The following is a 17985-nucleotide window of genomic DNA, read 5'->3' as shown; positions in this document are numbered from 1 at the left end:
GTCGGGGGAAAGCTGCAACAGTCGCGATTTCCGAATCGCCCCGCGAGGCGCTAGGCGATGCGCATGGCCGCGCGCGACGATCCCAAACCCACCCCGATGATGGCGCAATATCTCGCGCTGCGCGAAGAGGCGGGCGATGCGTTGCTGTTCTACCGGATGGGCGATTTCTTCGAGCTGTTCTTCGAGGATGCCAGGCGCGCCGCCGCGATCCTTGACATCGCGCTGACCACGCGGGGCGAGCATGGCGGGCAGGCGATCCCGATGTGCGGGGTGCCGGTGCATTCGGCCGAGAGCTACCTTGCGCGCCTGATCAAGGCGGGCTGCCGGGTGGCGATTGCCGAACAGGTCGAAACGCCGGACGAGGCCAAGGCCCGCGCCAAGCGCGAGGGCACGCCTTCGTCCAAGGCGCTGGTGGGCCGTGCGATCGTGCGGCTGGTGACGGCGGGCACGCTGACCGAGGAAGCCCTGCTCGAACCGCGCCGCGCGAACGTGCTGGTCGCTTTGGCGGAGCTGCGCGGCACGGTGGGGATCGCCGCGGTCGATGTCTCGACCGGCGCGATGGTGCTGGAAGAATGCGCCGCCGAAGCGCTGGGCGCGGCACTGGCGCGGATCTCACCGAGCGAGGTGGTCGTACCCGAGGACTGGGAGCATGGCCTTGACGAGGCGATCCACCGCCCGCGTTCGACCTTCGCCAGCGATGCGGGGGCCGATCGGCTGAAGGCGCTGCACGGGGTGGCGACGCTCGATGCCTTCGGCGCGTTCACCCGCGCGATGCTGGCGGCGGCGGGCGGGTTGGTGAGCTATCTCGACCATGTCGGACGCGGCACCTTGCCGCTGTTGCTGCCGCCGGTGCTGCGCGAGAGCGGCGGGACGATGGCGATGGACGCGGCGACGCGTGGCAGCCTCGAAATTCTCGAATCGGCACAAGGGGGCCGTGCGGGGAGCCTGATCGGGGCGGTGGATCGCTGTGTCACGGGCGCGGGATCGCGACTGCTGGCGGAGGACTTGTCCGCGCCGCTGCTCGACGCCGCCGCCATCGAGGCACGGCTCGCGCTGGTGCAGTTCTGGCGCGACCGCCCGATCGAGCGGGCGCAACTGCGCGACATTCTGCGCGCGATCCCCGATCTCGGGCGTGCGCTGGGCCGGGTGGTGGCGGGGCGCGGAAGCCCGCGCGATCTCGGTCAGCTGCGCGACGGGCTTTCCGAAGCGACGCGGCTGCATCACTGGCTCTCCGCCGCGCCCGACAGGCCCGCGCTGCTCGACCAGGTGGTCGCCCGCCTCACCGGCCACGGTGCGCTGACCGACTGGCTGGCGCGTGCGCTGGTGCCCTCGCCCCCCACTGAACGCAGCGGCGGCGGCTATATCGCCGATGGTTATGACGCGGCGCTCGACGAACTGCGCGCCACCTCGGGCGATGCGCGCCGGGCGATTGCGGCGATGGAGGCGCGCTACCGCGAGGAGACCGGAGTCGCCTCGCTTAAGATCCGCCACAACGGGGTGCTGGGCTATTTCATCGAAGTGCCCGCGCGCCATGCCGATGCGTTGATGGCACCGGACAGCGGCTTCACGCACCGTCAGACCATGGCCGGGGCGGTGCGGTTCAACTCGCTGAAACTGCACGAGGAAGCCGCGCGTATCGCCGAGGCGGGTGGTCACGCCCTTGCGGCGGAAGAGGCACATTTCGAAGAACTGGTCGCCGCCGTAGTCGAAGCGCGCGAAGCCATCGCTGCGACCGCCGCCGCGTTAGCGAGGCTGGATGTCGGCGCGGGCAATGCCGAGCGCGCGGCGGAGGGTGACTGGTGCCGGCCCGAGGTGCTCGACGAGCCCTGCCTCGCCATCAGCGCGGGCCGCCACCCGGTGGTCGAAGCCGCGCTGGCGAAGAGCGGCGAGCGCTTCGTCGCCAACGATTGCACTCTCGCTGCCGACAACCGCCTGTGGCTGATCGGCGGGCCGAACATGGGGGGCAAATCGACCTTCCTCAGGCAGAATGCGCTGATCGTGCTGCTGGCGCAAGCCGGGTGCTTCGTGCCTGCCAGCGCCGCGCGCATCGGGCTGGTCGACCGGTTGTTCAGCCGGGTCGGCGCGGCGGACAATCTCGCGCGGGGCCGCTCGACCTTCATGGTCGAGATGGTCGAAACCGCCGCAATTCTCGCGCAGGCAACGGGCCGCAGTTTCGTGATCCTTGATGAAGTCGGGCGCGGGACATCGACCTATGATGGTCTCGCGCTGGCCTGGGCGGTGGCCGAGGCGGTGCATTCACAGATCGCCTGCCGCTGCCTGTTTGCCACGCATTATCATGAGCTTGCCCGCCTGGCGGAAACCTGCGAGGCGCTGAGCCTCCACCATGTCCGCGCGCGCGAGTGGCAGGGCGATCTGGTGCTGCTGCACGAGCTCGCCGATGGCCCGGCGGATCGCTCCTATGGCCTCGCCGTGGCGCGGCTTGCGGGGGTGCCCGCGCCGGTGGTGGCGCGTGCCAGGACGGTGCTGGCCAAGCTGGAAGCGCAGCGCGAGGCGACCGGGGGGATTGCGGCGGGCCTCGGCGATCTGCCGCTCTTCGCCGCGCTGGCCGCAGAGCCCGCGTCCGCCTCGCCCGAGCAAAAGCTCGCCGAGGCGCTGCGCAACGCCGATCTCGACGCGCTGACCCCGCGCGAGGCGCTCGATCTGCTCTACGACTGGAAACGCGCGCTGCCCTGACATTCGAGCACCGGAATCGCGCGCGGCTTCAACCAAGGGTTAACCGTGCTGCGGCTATTCTCACGCCCATGTACAAGGCCGTTTTCCAGAACAGCAAGGCCGCGCTCGCCTTTGCCGCGATGATCCTGTTCAGTGCCGTCTCGATGGTCGGCACCTCGGAGGACAACGGCGTCTTGATCCGCGCGGTCGACAATCTCGAGGCGCAGCGGGCCAGCATCGCCAGCGATGCGGCGGAATTTGCCGAGCGAAACAGCGACGGCGACGTGCCGAAGGTCGAAGCGCCGGAACCGAAAGTGTTCGGCGAATTCACCCCGGCGGACGAGGCCGCTGCGCGCCAGGCCAAGACCGTGGCACCCAAGGGCCCCCCGCCGCCGGGATATGATCTCATGACCGCGCCGCTGGCACCGGGCGCACAGATTGGCGACGATCAACCCGCCGAGCCGGTGATCACCGATCGCCAGATGACGATCGAGCCGAACTAGACATCAGCTGTCGGGCCTCAGCCCGTGCAGCTCCTCGCCATCAGCGACCATGTCTTCGTCATCGTCATTGTCGGTGGTGTCGGCACCATAGGCGTTGGCTTCATCGTCGTGATTGGGCTCACCCGCGTAGGCGGACATGTCGATCTGCCCGCTGTTTTCCATGCGGCGCATCTCGTCGATCAGGTCGCCCTTGCTCGCCGGGGCGACTTCCATGCCGCTGCTTTCGGGCTTGGTGCTCTCGGTAGGGCCGGAGGTGTGGCTTTCCTCGCGCTGCGCATCGGCGGCGACATCCTGCGCCTGCTTGCCGCGCATCTCCTGCTCGGCATTGCGCGCTTCGGGCGGGAGGCCTTCGGGGTGACCGGAGACGGTGGTGTCGGAATGGCTCATGCGAATTCTCCTTCTGCAAGCCTAAGCGCCCGCAGAAGGAAAAGTTGCCTGAGCGCGCCGGAATGGCCGCCGCGCGCGACCGTCAGCGGGTCGGAACCGGCGCCTCGCCCGTGTAGTCGTAGAAGCCGCGGCCGGTCTTGCGGCCCAGCCACCCGGCCTCGACATATTTCACCAGCAGCGGCGCGGGGCGATACTTGCTGTCGCGGGTGGTCTTGTAGAGCACCTTGATGATGTCGAGACAGGTGTCGAGCCCGACGAAATCGGCGAGTTGCAGCGGCCCCATCGGATGGTTGAGGCCGAGGCGGCAGCCCTTGTCGATATCCTCGATCCCCGCGGTCGACTGGCCGAGCACGAAGACCGCCTCGTTGATCATGGGCAGCAGGATGCGGTTGACGACGAAGCCCGGCTCGTCCTGGCTCAGCACCACTTCCTTGCCGAGGCCACGCGCGAAGGCGGTGACGGCATCGGTGGTCGCCTGCGCGGTGGCGAGGCCGGGGATGACCTCGATCAGGCCCATGACCGGCACCGGGTTGAAGAAGTGCAGCCCGATGAACCGCGCCGGATCGGGCGAGTGGTTCGCCATCCGCGTGATCGGGATCGACGAGGTGTTCGACGCCATGATCGCATCCGCGCCCAGCACCTTGCCCGCGTTCTCGAAGATCGCGTTCTTGATCTCCTCGCGCTCGGTGGCGGCTTCGATTATGAGATCGGCCTCGGCGAAGGGCGCGTAATCGGCGACAGGGGTGATGCGGGCGAGCAGCGTTTCCGCCTCGTCCGCTTCGATCTTGCCGCGGCCCATCAGCTTGGCGAGCGCCTTCTCGACATTGGTTTTGCCGGCTTCGGCGCGGGCGAGGTCGATATCGGCGAGCATGACATTCATGCCATGGGCGGCGACGGTCTGGGCGATGCCGGTGCCCATCTGACCGGCGCCGATAACGGCGATGTTGCGCATGACGTGTGCTTCCTTCGCAAGTGCAGCAATTGACGCCGCCCTAGCGGGGAAGCGCGCGCCTGACCAGCGATTAGCGCGCTATCTGTTCTTGCCCGGAACCCAGGTCACATCCGCGCGGCCATCATCGTTCGCCACGCGGGCGAGAACGAAGAGCAGGTCGGAGAGGCGGTTGATATAGGCCAGCGCCGCAGGATTCACCGCGTCCTGCACCGCCAGCGCGACCATCGCGCGTTCGGCCGCACGGGTGGTTGCGCGGGCGACGTGGACGCGCGCGGCGGCCTCGCTCCCGCCGGGCAGGACGAAGCTGGTAAGCGGTTCGAGCCGCTCGTTGAGCGCGTCGATCTGCTGTTCGATCCATTCGGGCTGCGAGGGCACGATCCGCAGCACCATTTCCGACGGGGCAAAGTCGCCATCCGCCGCCGGGGTCGCCAGGTCAGCGCCGAGATCGAACAGGTCGTTCTGGACGCGGGTGAGCAGCGACCGCTCGGCCTCCCCCGGCAGCGCGCAGATGGCGAGGCCGATGGCGGAGTTCGCCTCGTCCACCAGCCCCATCGCGGCGATCCTCGCCGAGTGCTTCGGGCAGCGCGAGCCATCGACAAGCCCCGTCGTCCCGTCATCCCCAGTGCGGGTGTAGATCCGGTTGAGCTTGACCATGAAGCCTAGCGCGACACCGCCAGAATGATCGCGACCACGACGATCGCCAGCGCCTGATACTTGATGCGCGCGAACATCGCCTTGTTCTGGGCGAGCTGCATGTCGGTCGCGGTTTCGCCTTCGCCGGTCTCGAGGTCGATCTTGGTGGTCTGCAGAAAGGCAACCACGCCCTTGATCAGCGAAAAGGCGGTGAGGCCCATCAGGACCACGAGCACGGCGACGAGGAAATAGGTCATGGCATCTAAATGGACGCTTGTGCGTCAGGTTCCAAGCCGCAAATCTGCAAGCGGAGTTGTTCGGCGAGCATGAGCCCGTCCTCGCCCGCTTCGCGCCGTTCGGCCAGCGCGGGAGAGCCGCGGCGCTTGGCGAGCTTTTCGCCGCGCGCGTCCAGCAGCAGCGGATGGTGGTGCCAGCGCGGCACCGGCAGGCCGAGCAGCGCTTGCAAGGTGCGATGGACATGGGTGGCGGCAAACAGATCGGCCCCGCGCGTCACCAGCGTCACGCCGTCCGCCGCATCGTCGAGCGTGACGGCGAGGTGGTAGGAGGCGGGCATGTCCTTCCGCACCAGCACCACATCGCCGAGGCCCGAGAGGTCGACCGCTTGCGGCCCTGCCAGCGCATCCTCCCAGATGAGCGGGCCGGTCTCCGCCAGCGCCCTTTCCGCATTCAGCCGCCATGCTACGGGCCGCGCGGGGTCGGGCGCGCCGTGCTTGCAGGTGCCGGGGTAGATCAGACCCTCCAGCCCCGGCCGCGCCCCCGCCGCCTCGATCTCGGAGCGGGTGCAGGTGCAGGGGTAGATCAGCCCGCGTGCCCGCAGCGTCTCTGCCGCTGCCGCATAGCTGGCGAGGCGGGTGGATTGCGCAGGAACCTCGTCCCATGTCAGCCCCAGCCAGGCGAGATCGCGGCGGAATTCCTCGGCCAGCTCGGGGCGCGAGCGCGGCCCGTCGATATCCTCGATCCTGAGCAGGAACCGCCCCCCGCTGGCCCTTGCCAGATCATGCGCCACGATCGCCGAGAGCGCGTGGCCCAGATGCAGCCGCCCGTTGGGGCTGGGTGCAAAACGCGTGATCAGAGAGGCAGCGGGCGGCATCGTCTCGCCCATGCCACAGGACATATCCTTGCGCTATCCACAGGCTCTCCACAGCCTGTCCCTGTGGATAGCCACCCTGTCACGGGTTTGACTCTTTGATTTGCCACGTCAGGATGCAGCCAATCAGGGAGGAACGCAGTCGTGTTCAATGCCGAACTGATCGAGAAAGTGGCCAAGTTTCGCGGGATCGAGGAAGATCCGACCCGCAATCTTTCGGCCTGCCCGGCGCTGGTGCTTAACGCCGATTACACCCCGCTGTCCTACTACCCGCTGAGCCTGTGGCCGTGGCAGACCGCGATCAAGGCGGTGTTCCTCGACCGGGTCGACATCGTCGCGAGCTATGATCGCGAGGTGCACTCGCCCAGCCTCGACATGAAGATCCCGAGCGTGATCGCGCTGCGGCAATATGTGAAGCAGAGCGAATTTCCCGCTTTCACCCGCTTCAACGTGTTCCTGCGCGACCGCTTCCAGTGCCAGTATTGCGGCAGCCACGATCACCTGACCTTTGACCACGTCACCCCGCGCCGCCTTGGGGGGCGGACGACGTGGGAGAACATCATCACCGCCTGCGCGCCGTGCAACATGAAGAAGGGCGGGCGCACCCCCAAGCAGGCCGGCATGGGCCTCCACCAGGCCCCGATCCGTCCGACCTCGTGGCAATTGCAGCAGGCCGGCAAGCAGTTCCCGCCCGGCTACCTCCACGAAACCTGGCGCGACTGGCTCTATTGGGACGTCGAACTGGAGGCGTAAGGCGCGTGTTGGGAAGGTGACGAAAGTGACAGCGTGTCACTTTGCCAACAGGGCATTTTTTCACTTTATAACAGTTCTTTGATGCCCGCTCCGGTGCGCGGACAGACACGAGAATTCGCGAGAAAAAACGCGCGTGGCGATCGTGCGACCACCCTGACGACAATGGTAAAGAGCGGTCGGCAGCGTAATGTGGTTTGGCGCTGTAGGAAATGTCAGGTTCGGCGCGGCTGGATGCCGAAAGCCGAGATTCGGGAAGCGACCCCATATCGGCCATTGACGTGATCCATTTCGCCATTTAGCTAAATAGCGATGAATGAGATATTCGACGCTCTGGCCCATCCAATCCGCCGTGAGGTGCTTGAGATGCTCAAGCGCGGAGGCATGACGGCGGGCGAGATCGCGGACTGTTTCCCGGTCTCGAAGCCTACAATGTCCGGCCACTTCGCCAAGCTCAAGGCCGCTGGTCTGATCCGGGGTGAAAACCGAGGCGGTTCCATTACCTACACGCTCAACCTCTCCACGCTCGAGGAGGCGCTGCTCGGTTTCATGGGGCGCGTCGGGATTGGCAGCAGCGAGGCTGACCTCCACAACAAGGCGGGAGACACGGCATGAAGGGGCGGGGTTTGCTCTTCGCCAACCTGGTGATCGCAGCGACAATGGCCGGGTTTGGCTTATGGGTGGCGGATGGCCTCGATCAGGGGGCCGAGCTCCCGATTCACTGGAACTTGGCCGGTGAAGCGGATGGCTATGCGCCGGCAGTCACGGCCCTGTTGTGGCCAGCAGGTTTGTCCGCCCTCATAGGCGCACTTTTTGCAGCGATCCCCCGGATGGAGCCTTTGCAGGAGCGGCTCGAAGCTTCCGCGCCGCTGCTGCGATCGGTTTGGATCGGGACCATGCTGCTGATGATCTTTCTTCAGATCATGATTGCCGCACCCGCTTTGGGCTGGCCGCTTGGTCCCAATCTGCTTCAGGTCGGGCTGGGCGCGCTGCTGGTATTGATCGGCAACAGCCTGCCAAAATCGAGGCCAAGCTTCTTCGTCGGCATCCGGACGCCGTGGACTCTTGCCGATACCGACAACTGGATCGCCACGCACCGCCTTGGGGGCAAAGTGATGATGGGAGCTGGAGGTCTCATTATCGCGGCAGGCCTGTTGCCAGTGCCAGCCAACTGGCGCGCCTCCGCCTTTATGGCACTGCTCGGCGTCGCGGTGGTGGTTCCCGTGTTCTACAGTTGGTGGTTATGGCAGCGAAGGAGCAAGACATGATCAAACGTGCCGTAACTTTGGCCTGCGCTGCGTTACTGGGCGCTCCCCTCCAGGCCCAAACCGGCCCGGTAGAGGTGTCCATCGAGGCAGCAGGACCGCAAGGCCCGCTGGCAGGCACGATGCTGCGCGGTTCGAGCGCCCAAGGACCGGTCGCTTTGATTATTCCCGGATCTGGACCGACCGACAGGGATGGCAACAGTCCGCTGGGCATTCGGGCAGGGAGCTATCGCCTGCTTGCTCAAGGGCTGGCTGCTGAGGGCATCACCACCGTGCGCATCGACAAGCGCGGCATGTTCGGCAGCGCCGGCGCTGTCCCCGATGCCAACGCCGTGACAATGGCTGACTACGTTGCCGATACGGCTGCTTGGGTGACAGCCGCCCGAGCGCAGACGGGAGCGCCCTGTGTCTGGCTGATTGGCCACAGCGAGGGAGGACTGGTCGCGCTTGCCGCTGCACGGGAGGTTGAGAACCTCTGCGGGGTAATTCTGATTGCAGCAGCAGGCAGGCCCCTTGGTGAAGTGATCAAGTCACAGCTTCGCGCCAATCCAGCCAATGCGACGTTGCTGGAGGCAGCCGATGCCGCGATCGACGAACTTGCGGCGGGCCGACGTGTCGACGTGACCGCCCTGCCGCAGCCGCTTGCACCGCTGTTCAATCCTGCAGTGCAGGGTTTCCTCATCAGCACCTTTGCGCTTGATCCGGCAGAACTGGCGGCCAAGGCACGATTGCCCATCCTGATCGTGCAAGGTGGCAAGGACATTCAGGTCTCGGTTGCAGATGCGGAGCGTCTGAAGGGGGCCAATCCGGCGGCGACGCTTATCATCCTACCTAATGCCAATCACGTGCTGAAGGATGTTGCGGGGGACAGTCCTTCTGACAACATGGCCACCTATCAAGCCCCTGACTTGCCACTATCCGAGGGGCTGGTTTCGGGTATCGCAGCCTTCGTCCGGGACTAGAAGCCGCCCTTCGCCTTTCCACCCATTACCATCCATTCGCGCTCCAACCCGCGCTGCCCGATAGCTGCCACCGCGCCCCGTCGACCCGTTGCCACCCCCTCATCCCCCTTGCCTTTCGTAGCCTTCCCGCCTAAGCGCGCGCACTTCACTGACACGAATCAATCAGCCAGCCTGGCGACAAGGGCTGCCATGGCCGGTTCCGACGTGTCTCTAGCAGGAGATGAAAATGCCCAAGCTGAAGACCAAGAGCGGCGTGAAGAAGCGCTTCAAGCTCACCGCCACCGGCAAGGTCAAGCACGGCGTCGCTGGCAAGCGTCACCGTCTGATCAGCCACAATGCGAAGTATATCCGCCAGAACCGCGGCACTTCCGTCCTGTCGGCGCATGATACGCCGACGATCAAGAAGTGGGCGCCCTACGGGCTCGATTGATGCGAGCCGGGCTTCGGCCCTGCGCATCCTCAAGATAAGGATATACTGATATGGCACGCGTCAAACGGGGTGTTACCACCCGCGCCAAGCACAAGCGGATTCTGGACCAGGCCAAGGGCTATCGTGGTCGCCGCAAGAACACCATCCGCATCGCCCGTCAGGCGGTCGAAAAGGCCGGGCAGTACGCCTACCGCGACCGCAAGGTGAAGAAGCGGACCTTCCGTGCTCTCTGGATCCAGCGCATCAACGCTGCCGTCCGCATGGAAGGCCTGACCTATTCGCAGTTCATGCACGGCATCAAGCTGGCCGGCATCGAGCTCGACCGCAAGGCGATGGCCGATCTCGCGATGAACGAAGGCGGCGCCTTCAAGGCCGTGATCGCTCAGGCGAAGGCTGCTCTGCCCGCGTAAAGCGGCTACGGCCTTACAAGCCACTGATATGCAAGGGGCGGGTGTCTTCGGGCACCCGCCCTTTTGCTGTGCGGCTTGTATGAAACCGTCACCGTCCTTGTAAAACCGCGTCATCTGCGGCTATTGGAAGCCATGGGGGAATGCGCGCACACCAGCGGCCAGGTGCCGCCATCGGCCTACCGGCTGACCGCCGAATTCCGCGAACCGCCCGCGGAATTCGAAGGCTGCTTCACCACCTTCTATCACATGACGCTGACGATCGATCCGGGTGCGGGGCCGCTGGTCGATTATCTCCAGCCCGAGTGGGCCAATATCCGCTTCTTCTGCGGCGGCGCGCCTGCGGCCGAGATCGGGGGATCGCGGGTCGCCGATGCGCCTTTCGTCGCCACCGGGCCGAGCGCGCTGCCCTGCCGCTTTACGATGCCTTCGGTGCAGATGTGGGGCGTGGGGTTCCTGCCACTGGGCTGGGCACGGTTCTTCGGTGCCGACGCGAGCGCCTGCACCAACACGATCGCCGATGGCGCGGCCCATCCGGTCTTCCGCCACTTCGCCGGCTTGAGCGAGACCCTGTGCAACCCCGCGATCGACCGCGAGGAGCAGTTCGCCGCGATCGTCGCCGCGATGCGCCAGCGGATGCGCCCGACGCGCGACGATGCCCGCATCCGCCGCGTCCATGCCGAACTGGTCGAGGGCGAGCACGCCGCCGTCCATGATCTCGCCGATGCCTGCGCGATGAGCATCCGCACGCTGGAGCGGCTGTGCATGCGCTATTTCGGCTTTTCGCCCAAGCTCCTGATGCGCCGCCAGCGCTTCATGCGCTCGCTCAGCACCTATATGCTCCAGCGCGGCAGCCGCTGGACCGAGGCGATGGATGCCCTCTACCACGATCAGGCGCAGTTCACCCGCGAGTTCCGCGAGTTCATGACCATGAACCCCAGCGAGTATGCCGCGCTCGATCACCCGATCCTGACCTCCTTCATGGAGGCCCGCGCGCGGGTCTGGGGCAGCGCGGCACAGACCCTCGATCCGCCTGCGCCCCTACGGTAAACGCAGCACCGCGCATCATCCCCTAAGCGGGCGCTTCCCCATTGCCCCGGCCCGTCCACGGTGTAAGAGCGGCGCGGGGGGTATCATGATGCATGCAATGTCGGGCCATGCGGTGCAGCTGCGGTTTGCCTTGCCCAGGCCGATGCTCCGCCCCTACGTCACCACCCTTTACCGCACCGACGTGGTCTGTTCGCCGCGTAAGCCGTGGCTGGAAGACGCGCTGCACCCCGAATGGGCCAATCTGCGGTTCCTGAGCGCCGGGCGCGCGCTATCGGCGATCGCGCCGGGAGAGCCGCGCGCGTGCCCGGATTTCATCGTCACGGGCCCCACCAGCCGGGCGATGCGGTTCCGGATGGGGTCGGGGCACAGCTGGGGGATCGGGCTGCTGCCGATGGGCTGGGCGCGGCTGTTTGCCGCCCCGGCGTGCGACTATGCCGACCGCTTCGTCGATGGCGCGGCCGATCCGCAGTTCGCCGCCTTCGTCCCGCTGGCGCGCGCGCTGGCAGCAGGGAGCGGCGATTTCGCCGAGGAACTGGCCCTGATCGAGGCGCACCTCAAGCGGATCTTCGCCGCCGCGCCGCCAGCCTGCGCCGCGCAGGAAGAGGCGATTGCCACCTTCAACGCCGCACTGCTCGATCCGGCGACGATCACCGTGGCCGATATCGCGGCGCGGATGGGCGTGACGACGCGCTCGGTCGAGCGGCTGTCGGCCCGCGTCTTCGGCTTTCCGCCCAAGTTGCTGCTGCGCCGCCAGCGGTTTCTGCGCAGCCTGGCCAGGTTCATGCTCGATCCCTCGCTGACCTGGCTCGGCGCGCTCGACAGCCACTATCACGACCAGCCGCACTTCGTGCGCGATTTCAAGCGCTTCATGGGGATGAGCCCCTCGGCCTATGCGCGCGCGGACAAGCCGCTGCTGGCGGCGGCGGCACAGGCGCGCAAGGCGGTGGCGGGCGAGGCGGTGCAGGGGCTCCACGCGCCGGTTCCGGCCCGCGCATCCTGAACGGTCCGCGCGCCGACTGCCGCTTTGCAAATCGCGCGATTTGCCGCTAGCGGGCGGCGGCACCTTTCCCTTTGCGACAGATCGCCCGAGACCATGACCGACATCACATCCCAGACCGAGGCCGCGCTGGCCGCGATTGCGGCGGCCGACAGCCTCGATGCGCTCGAGACGCAGCGGCTCGACACGCTCGGCAAGAAGGGCTGGGTCAGCCTCGCCCTGAAGACGCTGGGCGGGATGAGCCCGGAAGAGCGCACCGCTGCCGCCCCCGCGATCCAGTCCGCCCGCGCGAGCATCGCCGAGGCGCTTGAGGCGAAGAAGGCCGCGCTCGAAGCCGCCGCGCTCGAAGCGCAGCTCGCGCGCGAGACCATCGACCTGACCCTGCCCGCGCCTGCCGCGCCCAGGGGATCGGTGCATCCGGTTTCGCAGGTGATGGACGAACTCGCCGAAATCTTCGCCGACCTCGGCTTCGCGGTCGCCACCGGCCCCGAGATCGAGGACGACTGGCACAACTTCACCGCGCTCAATATGGATGAGACGCACCCTGCGCGGGCGATGCACGACACGTTCTACTTCCCGGATCGCACCGCCGAGGGGCGCGAGATACTGCTCAGGACGCATACGTCCCCGGTGCAAATCCGTTCGATGCTGGATCAGGGCGCGCCGATCCGCATCATCGCGCCGGGCCGCGTCTATCGCTCGGACAGCGACGCGACGCACACCCCGATGTTCCACCAGGTCGAAGGGCTGGTGATCGACCGCGATATTCACCTCGGCCATCTCAAGTGGACGCTGGAGACCTTCTTCAAGGCCTTCTTCGAGCGTGAGGACATCACCTTGCGCCTGCGCCCGAGCTACTTCCCCTTCACCGAGCCGAGCGTTGAAGTCGATGTCGGCTACTCGACCGAAGGCGGCCGCCGCGTCGTCGGCGGGCACGGCGATGCGCCGGGCCATGCGTGGATGGAGCTGGGCGGCAGCGGGATGGTCAACGCCCGCGTGCTCGAATTCGCCGGGCTCGATCCGAGCGAATGGCAGGGCTTCGCCTTCGGCCTCGGGATCGACCGCATCGCGATGCTCAAGTACGGGATGAACGATCTGCGCGCCTTCTTCGACGGCGATCCGCGCTGGCTGGCGCATTACGGCTTCTCGCCCTTCGACCAGCCGACCCTTTCCGCAGGGGTAGGAGCACGCGCATGAAGTTCTCGCTGACCTGGCTCAAGGACCACCTCGAGACCACCGCCACCGTTGCGGAAATCTGCGACGCGCTCAACGCGATCGGGCTCGAGGTCGAGGGCGTGGAGGATCCGGCAGAAAAGCTCGCCGGGTTCCGTGTCGCTCACGTGCTCACCGCCGCGCGCCATCCCGATGCCGACAAGCTGCAGGTGCTCACCGTCGACACGGGCGAGGGCGATCCGCTGCAGGTCGTCTGCGGCGCGCCCAATGCGCGTGCTGGGATGAAGGGCGTGCTGGGCCTCCCCGGCGCGGTGGTGCCCGCCAACGGTATGGTGCTTCGCAAGAGCGCGATCCGCGGGGTCGAATCGAACGGCATGATGTGTTCGGTGCGCGAGCTGGAGCTGGGCGAGGATCACGACGGGATCATCGAATTGCCCGAAGACGCGCCGGTCGGCAGCGATTTCGCCAGCTATCACGGCGCCGCGCCGGTGATCGAGGTGGCGGTGACGCCGAACCGCCCCGACTGCATGGGCGTCTACGGCATCGCCCGCGATCTGGCGGCCAAGGGGCTGGGCACGCTGAAGCCGATCGCGATGCCCGCCTTCACGGCTGAGGGTGCGTGTCCGGTGGAAATCCGCACCGACGACGCGCAAGGCTGCCCTGCCTTCTACGGCCGCGTGATCAAGGGTGTGACCAACGGCCCCTCGCCCGACTGGCTGCAACAGCGGCTCAAGAGCGCGGGCCAGCGCCCGATCTCCTTGCTGGTCGATCTGACCAACTACCTGATGCTCGGCTTCGGACGTCCGGCGCACGTCTATGACCTTGCCAAGCTGCAGGGCGCGGTCGTTGCGCGGCGCGCCAAGGACGGCGAGGAGGTGCTGGCGCTCAACGAGAAGACCTACACGCTGGACAGCGAAATGGTCGTGATCGCGGATGAGAGCCAAGTGCACGACATCGCCGGGATCATGGGCGGCGAGCATTCGGGGGTGCAGGACGACACCACCGACGTGCTGCTCGAAATCGCTTACTTCGATCCGGCGCGCATTGGCGCGACCGGGCGCAAGCTGGGGCTGTCGAGCGACGCGCGCACGCGGTTCGAGCGCGGGGTGGATCCCGAGTTTCTCGATCAGGGCCTCGATCTGCTCACCGGGCTGATCGTCGAACTGGCGGGCGGCACGGCGAGCGAAGTCGTCCGCGCGGGATCGCCGCCGTCTGACGCCAAGGTTATCGGCTTCGATCCCGGCCTGACTGCGCGTCTCGGCGGTGTCGAGGTGGTCGAGGGCGAGCAGAAGCGCATCCTCGAAAGCCTTGGCTTCACCGTCAGCGCCGATTGGCAGGTCACTTGCCCGCTGCGCCGCCACGACATCGAAGGCCCTGCCGATCTGGTCGAGGAAGTCGTGCGCATCCACGGGCTCGACAAGGTCGCCAGCGTTGCCTTGCCGCGTGCGGAAGGCGTCGCCCGCCCCACTGCCACCCCGCAGCAGAAGCTCGAGCGCGGCCTGCGCCGTGCCGCCGCCGCCAGCGGGCTGAACGAGGCGGTGACGTGGAGCTTCCTCCCCACTTGGGCGGCGGAACACTTCGCCAGCGATCAGCCATTGTGGACGCTCGCCAATCCGATCAGCGAGGACATGAAGGCGATGCGCCCCTCGCTGCTGCCGGGCCTCTTGATGGCGGCCAAGCGCAATGCCGATCGCGGCGCGTCCTCCTCCCGCCTGTTCGAGATCGGGCGGCGCTATTTCCGCGGGAGCAATGGTCTCAGCGACGAGAAGCCGACGCTCGGCATCGTGCTTGCGGGCGAGAAGACCCCGCGCGGATGGCAAAGCGGCAAGGCGCAGGCCTTCGACGCCTATGACGCCAAGGCGCTGGCGCTCGCATTGCTCGAAGCGGCGGGCGCGCCTGTCGCGAACCTGATGGTGATGGGGGAGGCGGGGCCGCAATTCCATCCCGGCCAGTCGGCCACCTTGCGCCTCGGCCCCAAAACCGTGCTCGCGCGCTTCGGGATGGTGCATCCCGCGACGCTCAAGGCCTTCGACGCCGACGGGCCGATTGCGGCGGTGGAGCTGTTCCTCGACGCGATCCCGCCGAAGAAGAACGCCGCTTTCGCCCGCCCCGGCTTCACCCCGCCTGCGCTGCAGGCCGTGACCCGCGACTTCGCCTTCCTCGTCCCCGCTTCGCTGCCAGCGGGCGATCTGGTGCGCGCAGTCCAAGGCGCGGACAAGGCGAGCATCACCGGCGTGCGCGTGTTTGACGTCTTCGCGGGGCAAGGCGTGCCCGAAGGGCAGAAGTCCATCGCGCTCGAAGTCACGCTCCAGCCGGGCGAGGCGAGTTTCAAGGATGCCGAGCTCAAAGCTATCGCCGAAAAGGTAGTGGCGGCTGCGGCCAAGCTGGGTGGGAGTCTGCGCGGATGAAAACGGCATTTGTCACCGGCGCGACCGCCGGGATCGGCCTCGCCACGGTGCGCCGTCTGGTCGCCGACGGCTGGCGCTGCGTCGCCACCGGGCGGCGGCAGGACCGGCTCGACGCGCTGGTTGCCGAACTGGGCGCGGACAAGGTGCACACCGCCTGCTTCGATGTGCGCGATACCGCCGCGCTCGACGCCGCGCTGGCCAGCCTGCCCGAAGGCTTCCGCGACATCGACCTGCTGGTGAACAATGCCGGCCTCGCCCAAGGGCTGTCGGCGGCGCAGAACGCCAATCTCGACGATTGGCAGACGATGATCGACACCAACATCACCGCGATGGTGGTGCTGACCCGCAAGCTGCTGCCGAAGCTGATCGAGCGCAAAGGGGCGATCATCGCCATCGGTTCGGTCGCGGGGAATTACATCTACCCGGGCGGCAACGTCTATGCCGGGTCCAAGGCCTTCGCCAACCACTTCACGCTCGCCCTGCGCGCCGATCTCCACGGCACCGGGGTGCGCGTGACCAGCATCGAGCCGGGGATGGTCGAGACCGAATTCACCCTCGTGCGCACCGGCAGCCAGCAGGTCTCTGACGATCTCTATCGCGGCGTCAACCCGATGACCGGCGAGGACATTGCCGACACCATCGGCTGGATCGCCAGCCTGCCGCCGCATCTCAACATCAACCGCATCGAGCTGATGCCGGTCAACCAGGACTTTGCGGGCTTCCGCATCGCACGCGACAACCAGTGACCTCCAACCGCCGCACCTTCGCGATCATTTCGCACCCTGACGCGGGGAAGACCACGCTCACCGAAAAGCTGCTGCTGCAGGGCGGCGCGATCCACCTTGCGGGCGAGGTCAAGGCGCGCGGACAGGCACGTCGCGCGCGGTCGGACTGGATGAAGATCGAGCAGCAGCGCGGGATCTCGGTCACGTCGAGCGTGATGACGTTCCAGAAGGACGGCATCGTCTTCAACCTGCTCGACACGCCGGGGCACGAGGATTTCTCCGAGGATACCTACCGGACGCTGACTGCGGTCGACTCGGCGGTGATGGTGATCGACGCCGCGAAGGGCATCGAGCCGCAGACGCGCAAGCTGTTCGAGGTCTGCCGGTTGCGCAGTGTGCCGATCCTCACCTTCGTCAACAAGGTCGACCGCGAGGGCCGCGATCCCTTCGAGACGCTGGACGAGGTCGCCGACATGCTGGCGCTCGATGTCTCGCCGCAGATGTGGCCCATCGGCATGGGCGGCGAGTTCGAGGGCCTGCTCGATTTCGCGACCGAAACCATCAGCCGCCCCGAAGGGCCGAGCCGCGAATTCCTCGGCACCCGCGACACCGCCGCCATCCCCCAGCGCTTCGCCGACGAGATCGAGCTGGCGCGCGGCGGCTATCCCGAGTTCGACCTCGAGGCCTTCCGCCACGGCGACCTCACCCCGGTCTATTTCGGATCGGCGCTCAAGAACTTCGGCGTCACCGAGCTGATCGACGCCATTGCCCGCTTCGCGCCGCCGCCGCGTCCGCAACCCGCAGGCGAGGAGCAGATCGAGCCGAGCCGCGACGAGGTGACCGGCTTCATCTTCAAGGTGCAGGCCAACATGGACCCCAACCACCGCGACCGCATCGCCTTCATGCGGCAGGTCTCGGGCACCTTCAAACGCGGCATGAAGCTGACGCCGAGCGGGCTGGGCAAGCCGATTGCGGTCCACTCGCCGATCCTGTTCTTCGCACAGGACCGCGAGCTGGCCGACACGGCGGAGGCGGGCGACATCATCGGCATTCCCAATCACGGCACGCTGCGGGTGGGCGATACGCTGTCGGAGCGCAATCAGGTGCGCTTCACCGGCCTTCCCAATTTCGCGCCGGAAATCCTGCGCCGCGTGCAGCTGCGCGATCCGACCAAGACCAAGCAGCTGCGCAAGGCGCTCGACGACCTCTCGGAAGAGGGCGTGATCCAGGTCTTCTACCCCGAGATCGGCTCGGCCCATATCGTCGGCGTGGTCGGCCAGCTCCAGCTCGAGGTGCTGATCAGCCGTCTCGAGGCCGAATACAAGGTCGAAGCCGCGCTCGAACCCTCGCCCTTCGCGACCGCGCGCTGGATCAAGGGGGATGCCAAGGCGCTCGATGACTTCGCCAGCTTCAACCGCGCCAACCTCGCCAAGGATCGCGACGGCGACATGGTGTTCATGGCCAAGAGCCCGTGGGACGTGAGCTATCAGGTCGAGAAAAACCCCGAGCTGACCTTCTCGGCGACGAAGGAACGCTGAGTGCGAGTCCCCGCGAAGGCGGGG

Annotated in this window: 19 protein-coding genes; 14 read left to right on the top strand and 5 right to left on the bottom strand. The window is 66.9% G+C overall.

Going from position 1 to position 17985, the window contains the following annotated elements:
- Positions 1-63 precede the first annotated feature (63 nt).
- Together mutS and E2E27_RS02460 are read left to right on the top strand one after the other, a co-directional pair.
- On the top strand, positions 64-2694 hold the full coding sequence (gene mutS / locus E2E27_RS02465) for a DNA mismatch repair protein MutS (RefSeq protein WP_234036157.1): 2631 nt from the start codon (positions 64-66) through the stop codon (positions 2692-2694).
- A gap of 68 nt (positions 2695-2762) precedes the next feature.
- Positions 2763-3176, top strand: a complete 414-nt coding sequence (locus tag E2E27_RS02460; protein WP_141457523.1) for a hypothetical protein — start codon at positions 2763-2765, stop codon at positions 3174-3176.
- A gap of 3 nt (positions 3177-3179) precedes the next feature.
- Here the strand turns inward: E2E27_RS02460 and E2E27_RS02455 are convergent, their stop codons facing one another.
- From E2E27_RS02455 to gluQRS, 5 genes are all read right to left on the bottom strand, one after another.
- Positions 3180-3563, bottom strand: a complete 384-nt coding sequence (locus E2E27_RS02455) for a hypothetical protein (RefSeq protein ID WP_141457522.1) — start codon at positions 3561-3563, stop codon at positions 3180-3182.
- 82 nt (positions 3564-3645) lie between these two features.
- The gene (locus E2E27_RS02450) at positions 3646-4515 is read right to left on the bottom strand and encodes a 3-hydroxyacyl-CoA dehydrogenase NAD-binding domain-containing protein (protein WP_141457521.1); all 870 of its coding nucleotides are present in this window, start codon (positions 4513-4515) and stop codon (positions 3646-3648) included.
- Positions 4516-4593: 78 nt separating this feature from the next.
- Positions 4594-5169 carry a cob(I)yrinic acid a,c-diamide adenosyltransferase gene (locus tag E2E27_RS02445; RefSeq protein WP_141457520.1) on the bottom strand — a complete coding sequence of 192 codons (576 nt, stop codon included), beginning with the start codon at positions 5167-5169 and terminating at the stop codon, positions 4594-4596.
- Between the two features lie 5 nt (positions 5170-5174).
- The gene (locus tag E2E27_RS02440; RefSeq protein ID WP_141457519.1) at positions 5175-5405 is read right to left on the bottom strand and encodes a hypothetical protein; all 231 of its coding nucleotides are present in this window, start codon (positions 5403-5405) and stop codon (positions 5175-5177) included.
- Positions 5406-5410: 5 nt separating this feature from the next.
- Positions 5411-6271 carry a tRNA glutamyl-Q(34) synthetase GluQRS gene (gene gluQRS, locus E2E27_RS02435; protein WP_234036156.1) on the bottom strand — a complete coding sequence of 287 codons (861 nt, stop codon included), beginning with the start codon at positions 6269-6271 and terminating at the stop codon, positions 5411-5413.
- Between the two features lie 129 nt (positions 6272-6400).
- Here gluQRS and E2E27_RS02430 point away from each other — a divergent pair, with 129 nt between their 5' ends.
- From E2E27_RS02430 to E2E27_RS02375, 12 genes are all read left to right on the top strand, one after another.
- Positions 6401-7009: an HNH endonuclease gene (locus E2E27_RS02430; protein WP_141457518.1), complete on the top strand. Its 609-nt coding sequence runs from the start codon at positions 6401-6403 to the stop codon at positions 7007-7009.
- Between the two features lie 309 nt (positions 7010-7318).
- Positions 7319-7621: a metalloregulator ArsR/SmtB family transcription factor gene (locus tag E2E27_RS02425; protein ID WP_141457517.1), complete on the top strand. Its 303-nt coding sequence runs from the start codon at positions 7319-7321 to the stop codon at positions 7619-7621.
- An 11-nt stretch (positions 7622-7632) separates the two neighbouring features.
- Positions 7633-8274: an SdpI family protein gene (locus E2E27_RS02420; RefSeq protein WP_234036155.1), complete on the top strand. Its 642-nt coding sequence runs from the start codon at positions 7633-7635 to the stop codon at positions 8272-8274.
- The gene (locus E2E27_RS02415) at positions 8271-9233 is read left to right on the top strand and encodes an alpha/beta hydrolase (protein ID WP_234036154.1); all 963 of its coding nucleotides are present in this window, start codon (positions 8271-8273) and stop codon (positions 9231-9233) included. The genes E2E27_RS02420 and E2E27_RS02415 overlap by 4 nt, the downstream gene beginning before the upstream one ends.
- A gap of 226 nt (positions 9234-9459) precedes the next feature.
- Positions 9460-9663, top strand: coding sequence for a 50S ribosomal protein L35 (gene rpmI / locus E2E27_RS02410; RefSeq protein WP_086606759.1), 204 nt, complete (start codon positions 9460-9462; stop codon positions 9661-9663).
- A 50-nt stretch (positions 9664-9713) separates the two neighbouring features.
- Positions 9714-10073: a 50S ribosomal protein L20 gene (gene rplT, locus E2E27_RS02405; protein WP_066531814.1), complete on the top strand. Its 360-nt coding sequence runs from the start codon at positions 9714-9716 to the stop codon at positions 10071-10073.
- A 132-nt stretch (positions 10074-10205) separates the two neighbouring features.
- A complete protein-coding gene (locus E2E27_RS02400; protein ID WP_181443528.1) occupies positions 10206-11120 on the top strand; it encodes a helix-turn-helix domain-containing protein in 915 nt (304 codons plus the stop codon).
- A gap of 142 nt (positions 11121-11262) precedes the next feature.
- A complete protein-coding gene (locus tag E2E27_RS02395; RefSeq protein WP_234036153.1) occupies positions 11263-12120 on the top strand; it encodes a helix-turn-helix domain-containing protein in 858 nt (285 codons plus the stop codon).
- Positions 12121-12213: 93 nt separating this feature from the next.
- The gene (gene pheS, locus E2E27_RS02390; protein ID WP_141457514.1) at positions 12214-13314 is read left to right on the top strand and encodes a phenylalanine--tRNA ligase subunit alpha; all 1101 of its coding nucleotides are present in this window, start codon (positions 12214-12216) and stop codon (positions 13312-13314) included.
- A complete protein-coding gene (pheT, locus tag E2E27_RS02385) occupies positions 13311-15698 on the top strand; it encodes a phenylalanine--tRNA ligase subunit beta (protein WP_141457513.1) in 2388 nt (795 codons plus the stop codon). The genes pheS and pheT overlap by 4 nt, the downstream gene beginning before the upstream one ends.
- A complete protein-coding gene (locus E2E27_RS02380) occupies positions 15695-16444 on the top strand; it encodes an SDR family NAD(P)-dependent oxidoreductase (protein WP_141457512.1) in 750 nt (249 codons plus the stop codon). Before pheT ends, E2E27_RS02380 begins: the two co-directional genes overlap by 4 nt.
- The gene (locus tag E2E27_RS02375; RefSeq protein WP_141457511.1) at positions 16441-17961 is read left to right on the top strand and encodes a peptide chain release factor 3; all 1521 of its coding nucleotides are present in this window, start codon (positions 16441-16443) and stop codon (positions 17959-17961) included. Before E2E27_RS02380 ends, E2E27_RS02375 begins: the two co-directional genes overlap by 4 nt.
- The last annotated feature ends 24 nt before the right edge of the window (positions 17962-17985 follow it).

Origin of the sequence: Porphyrobacter sp. YT40 (genome assembly GCF_006542605.1) — a bacterium.
Lineage (GTDB): Bacteria > Pseudomonadota > Alphaproteobacteria > Sphingomonadales > Sphingomonadaceae > Erythrobacter.
Note: the sequence above shows the minus strand (reverse complement) of the source record. Positions and strands in the feature narration are given on the sequence as shown.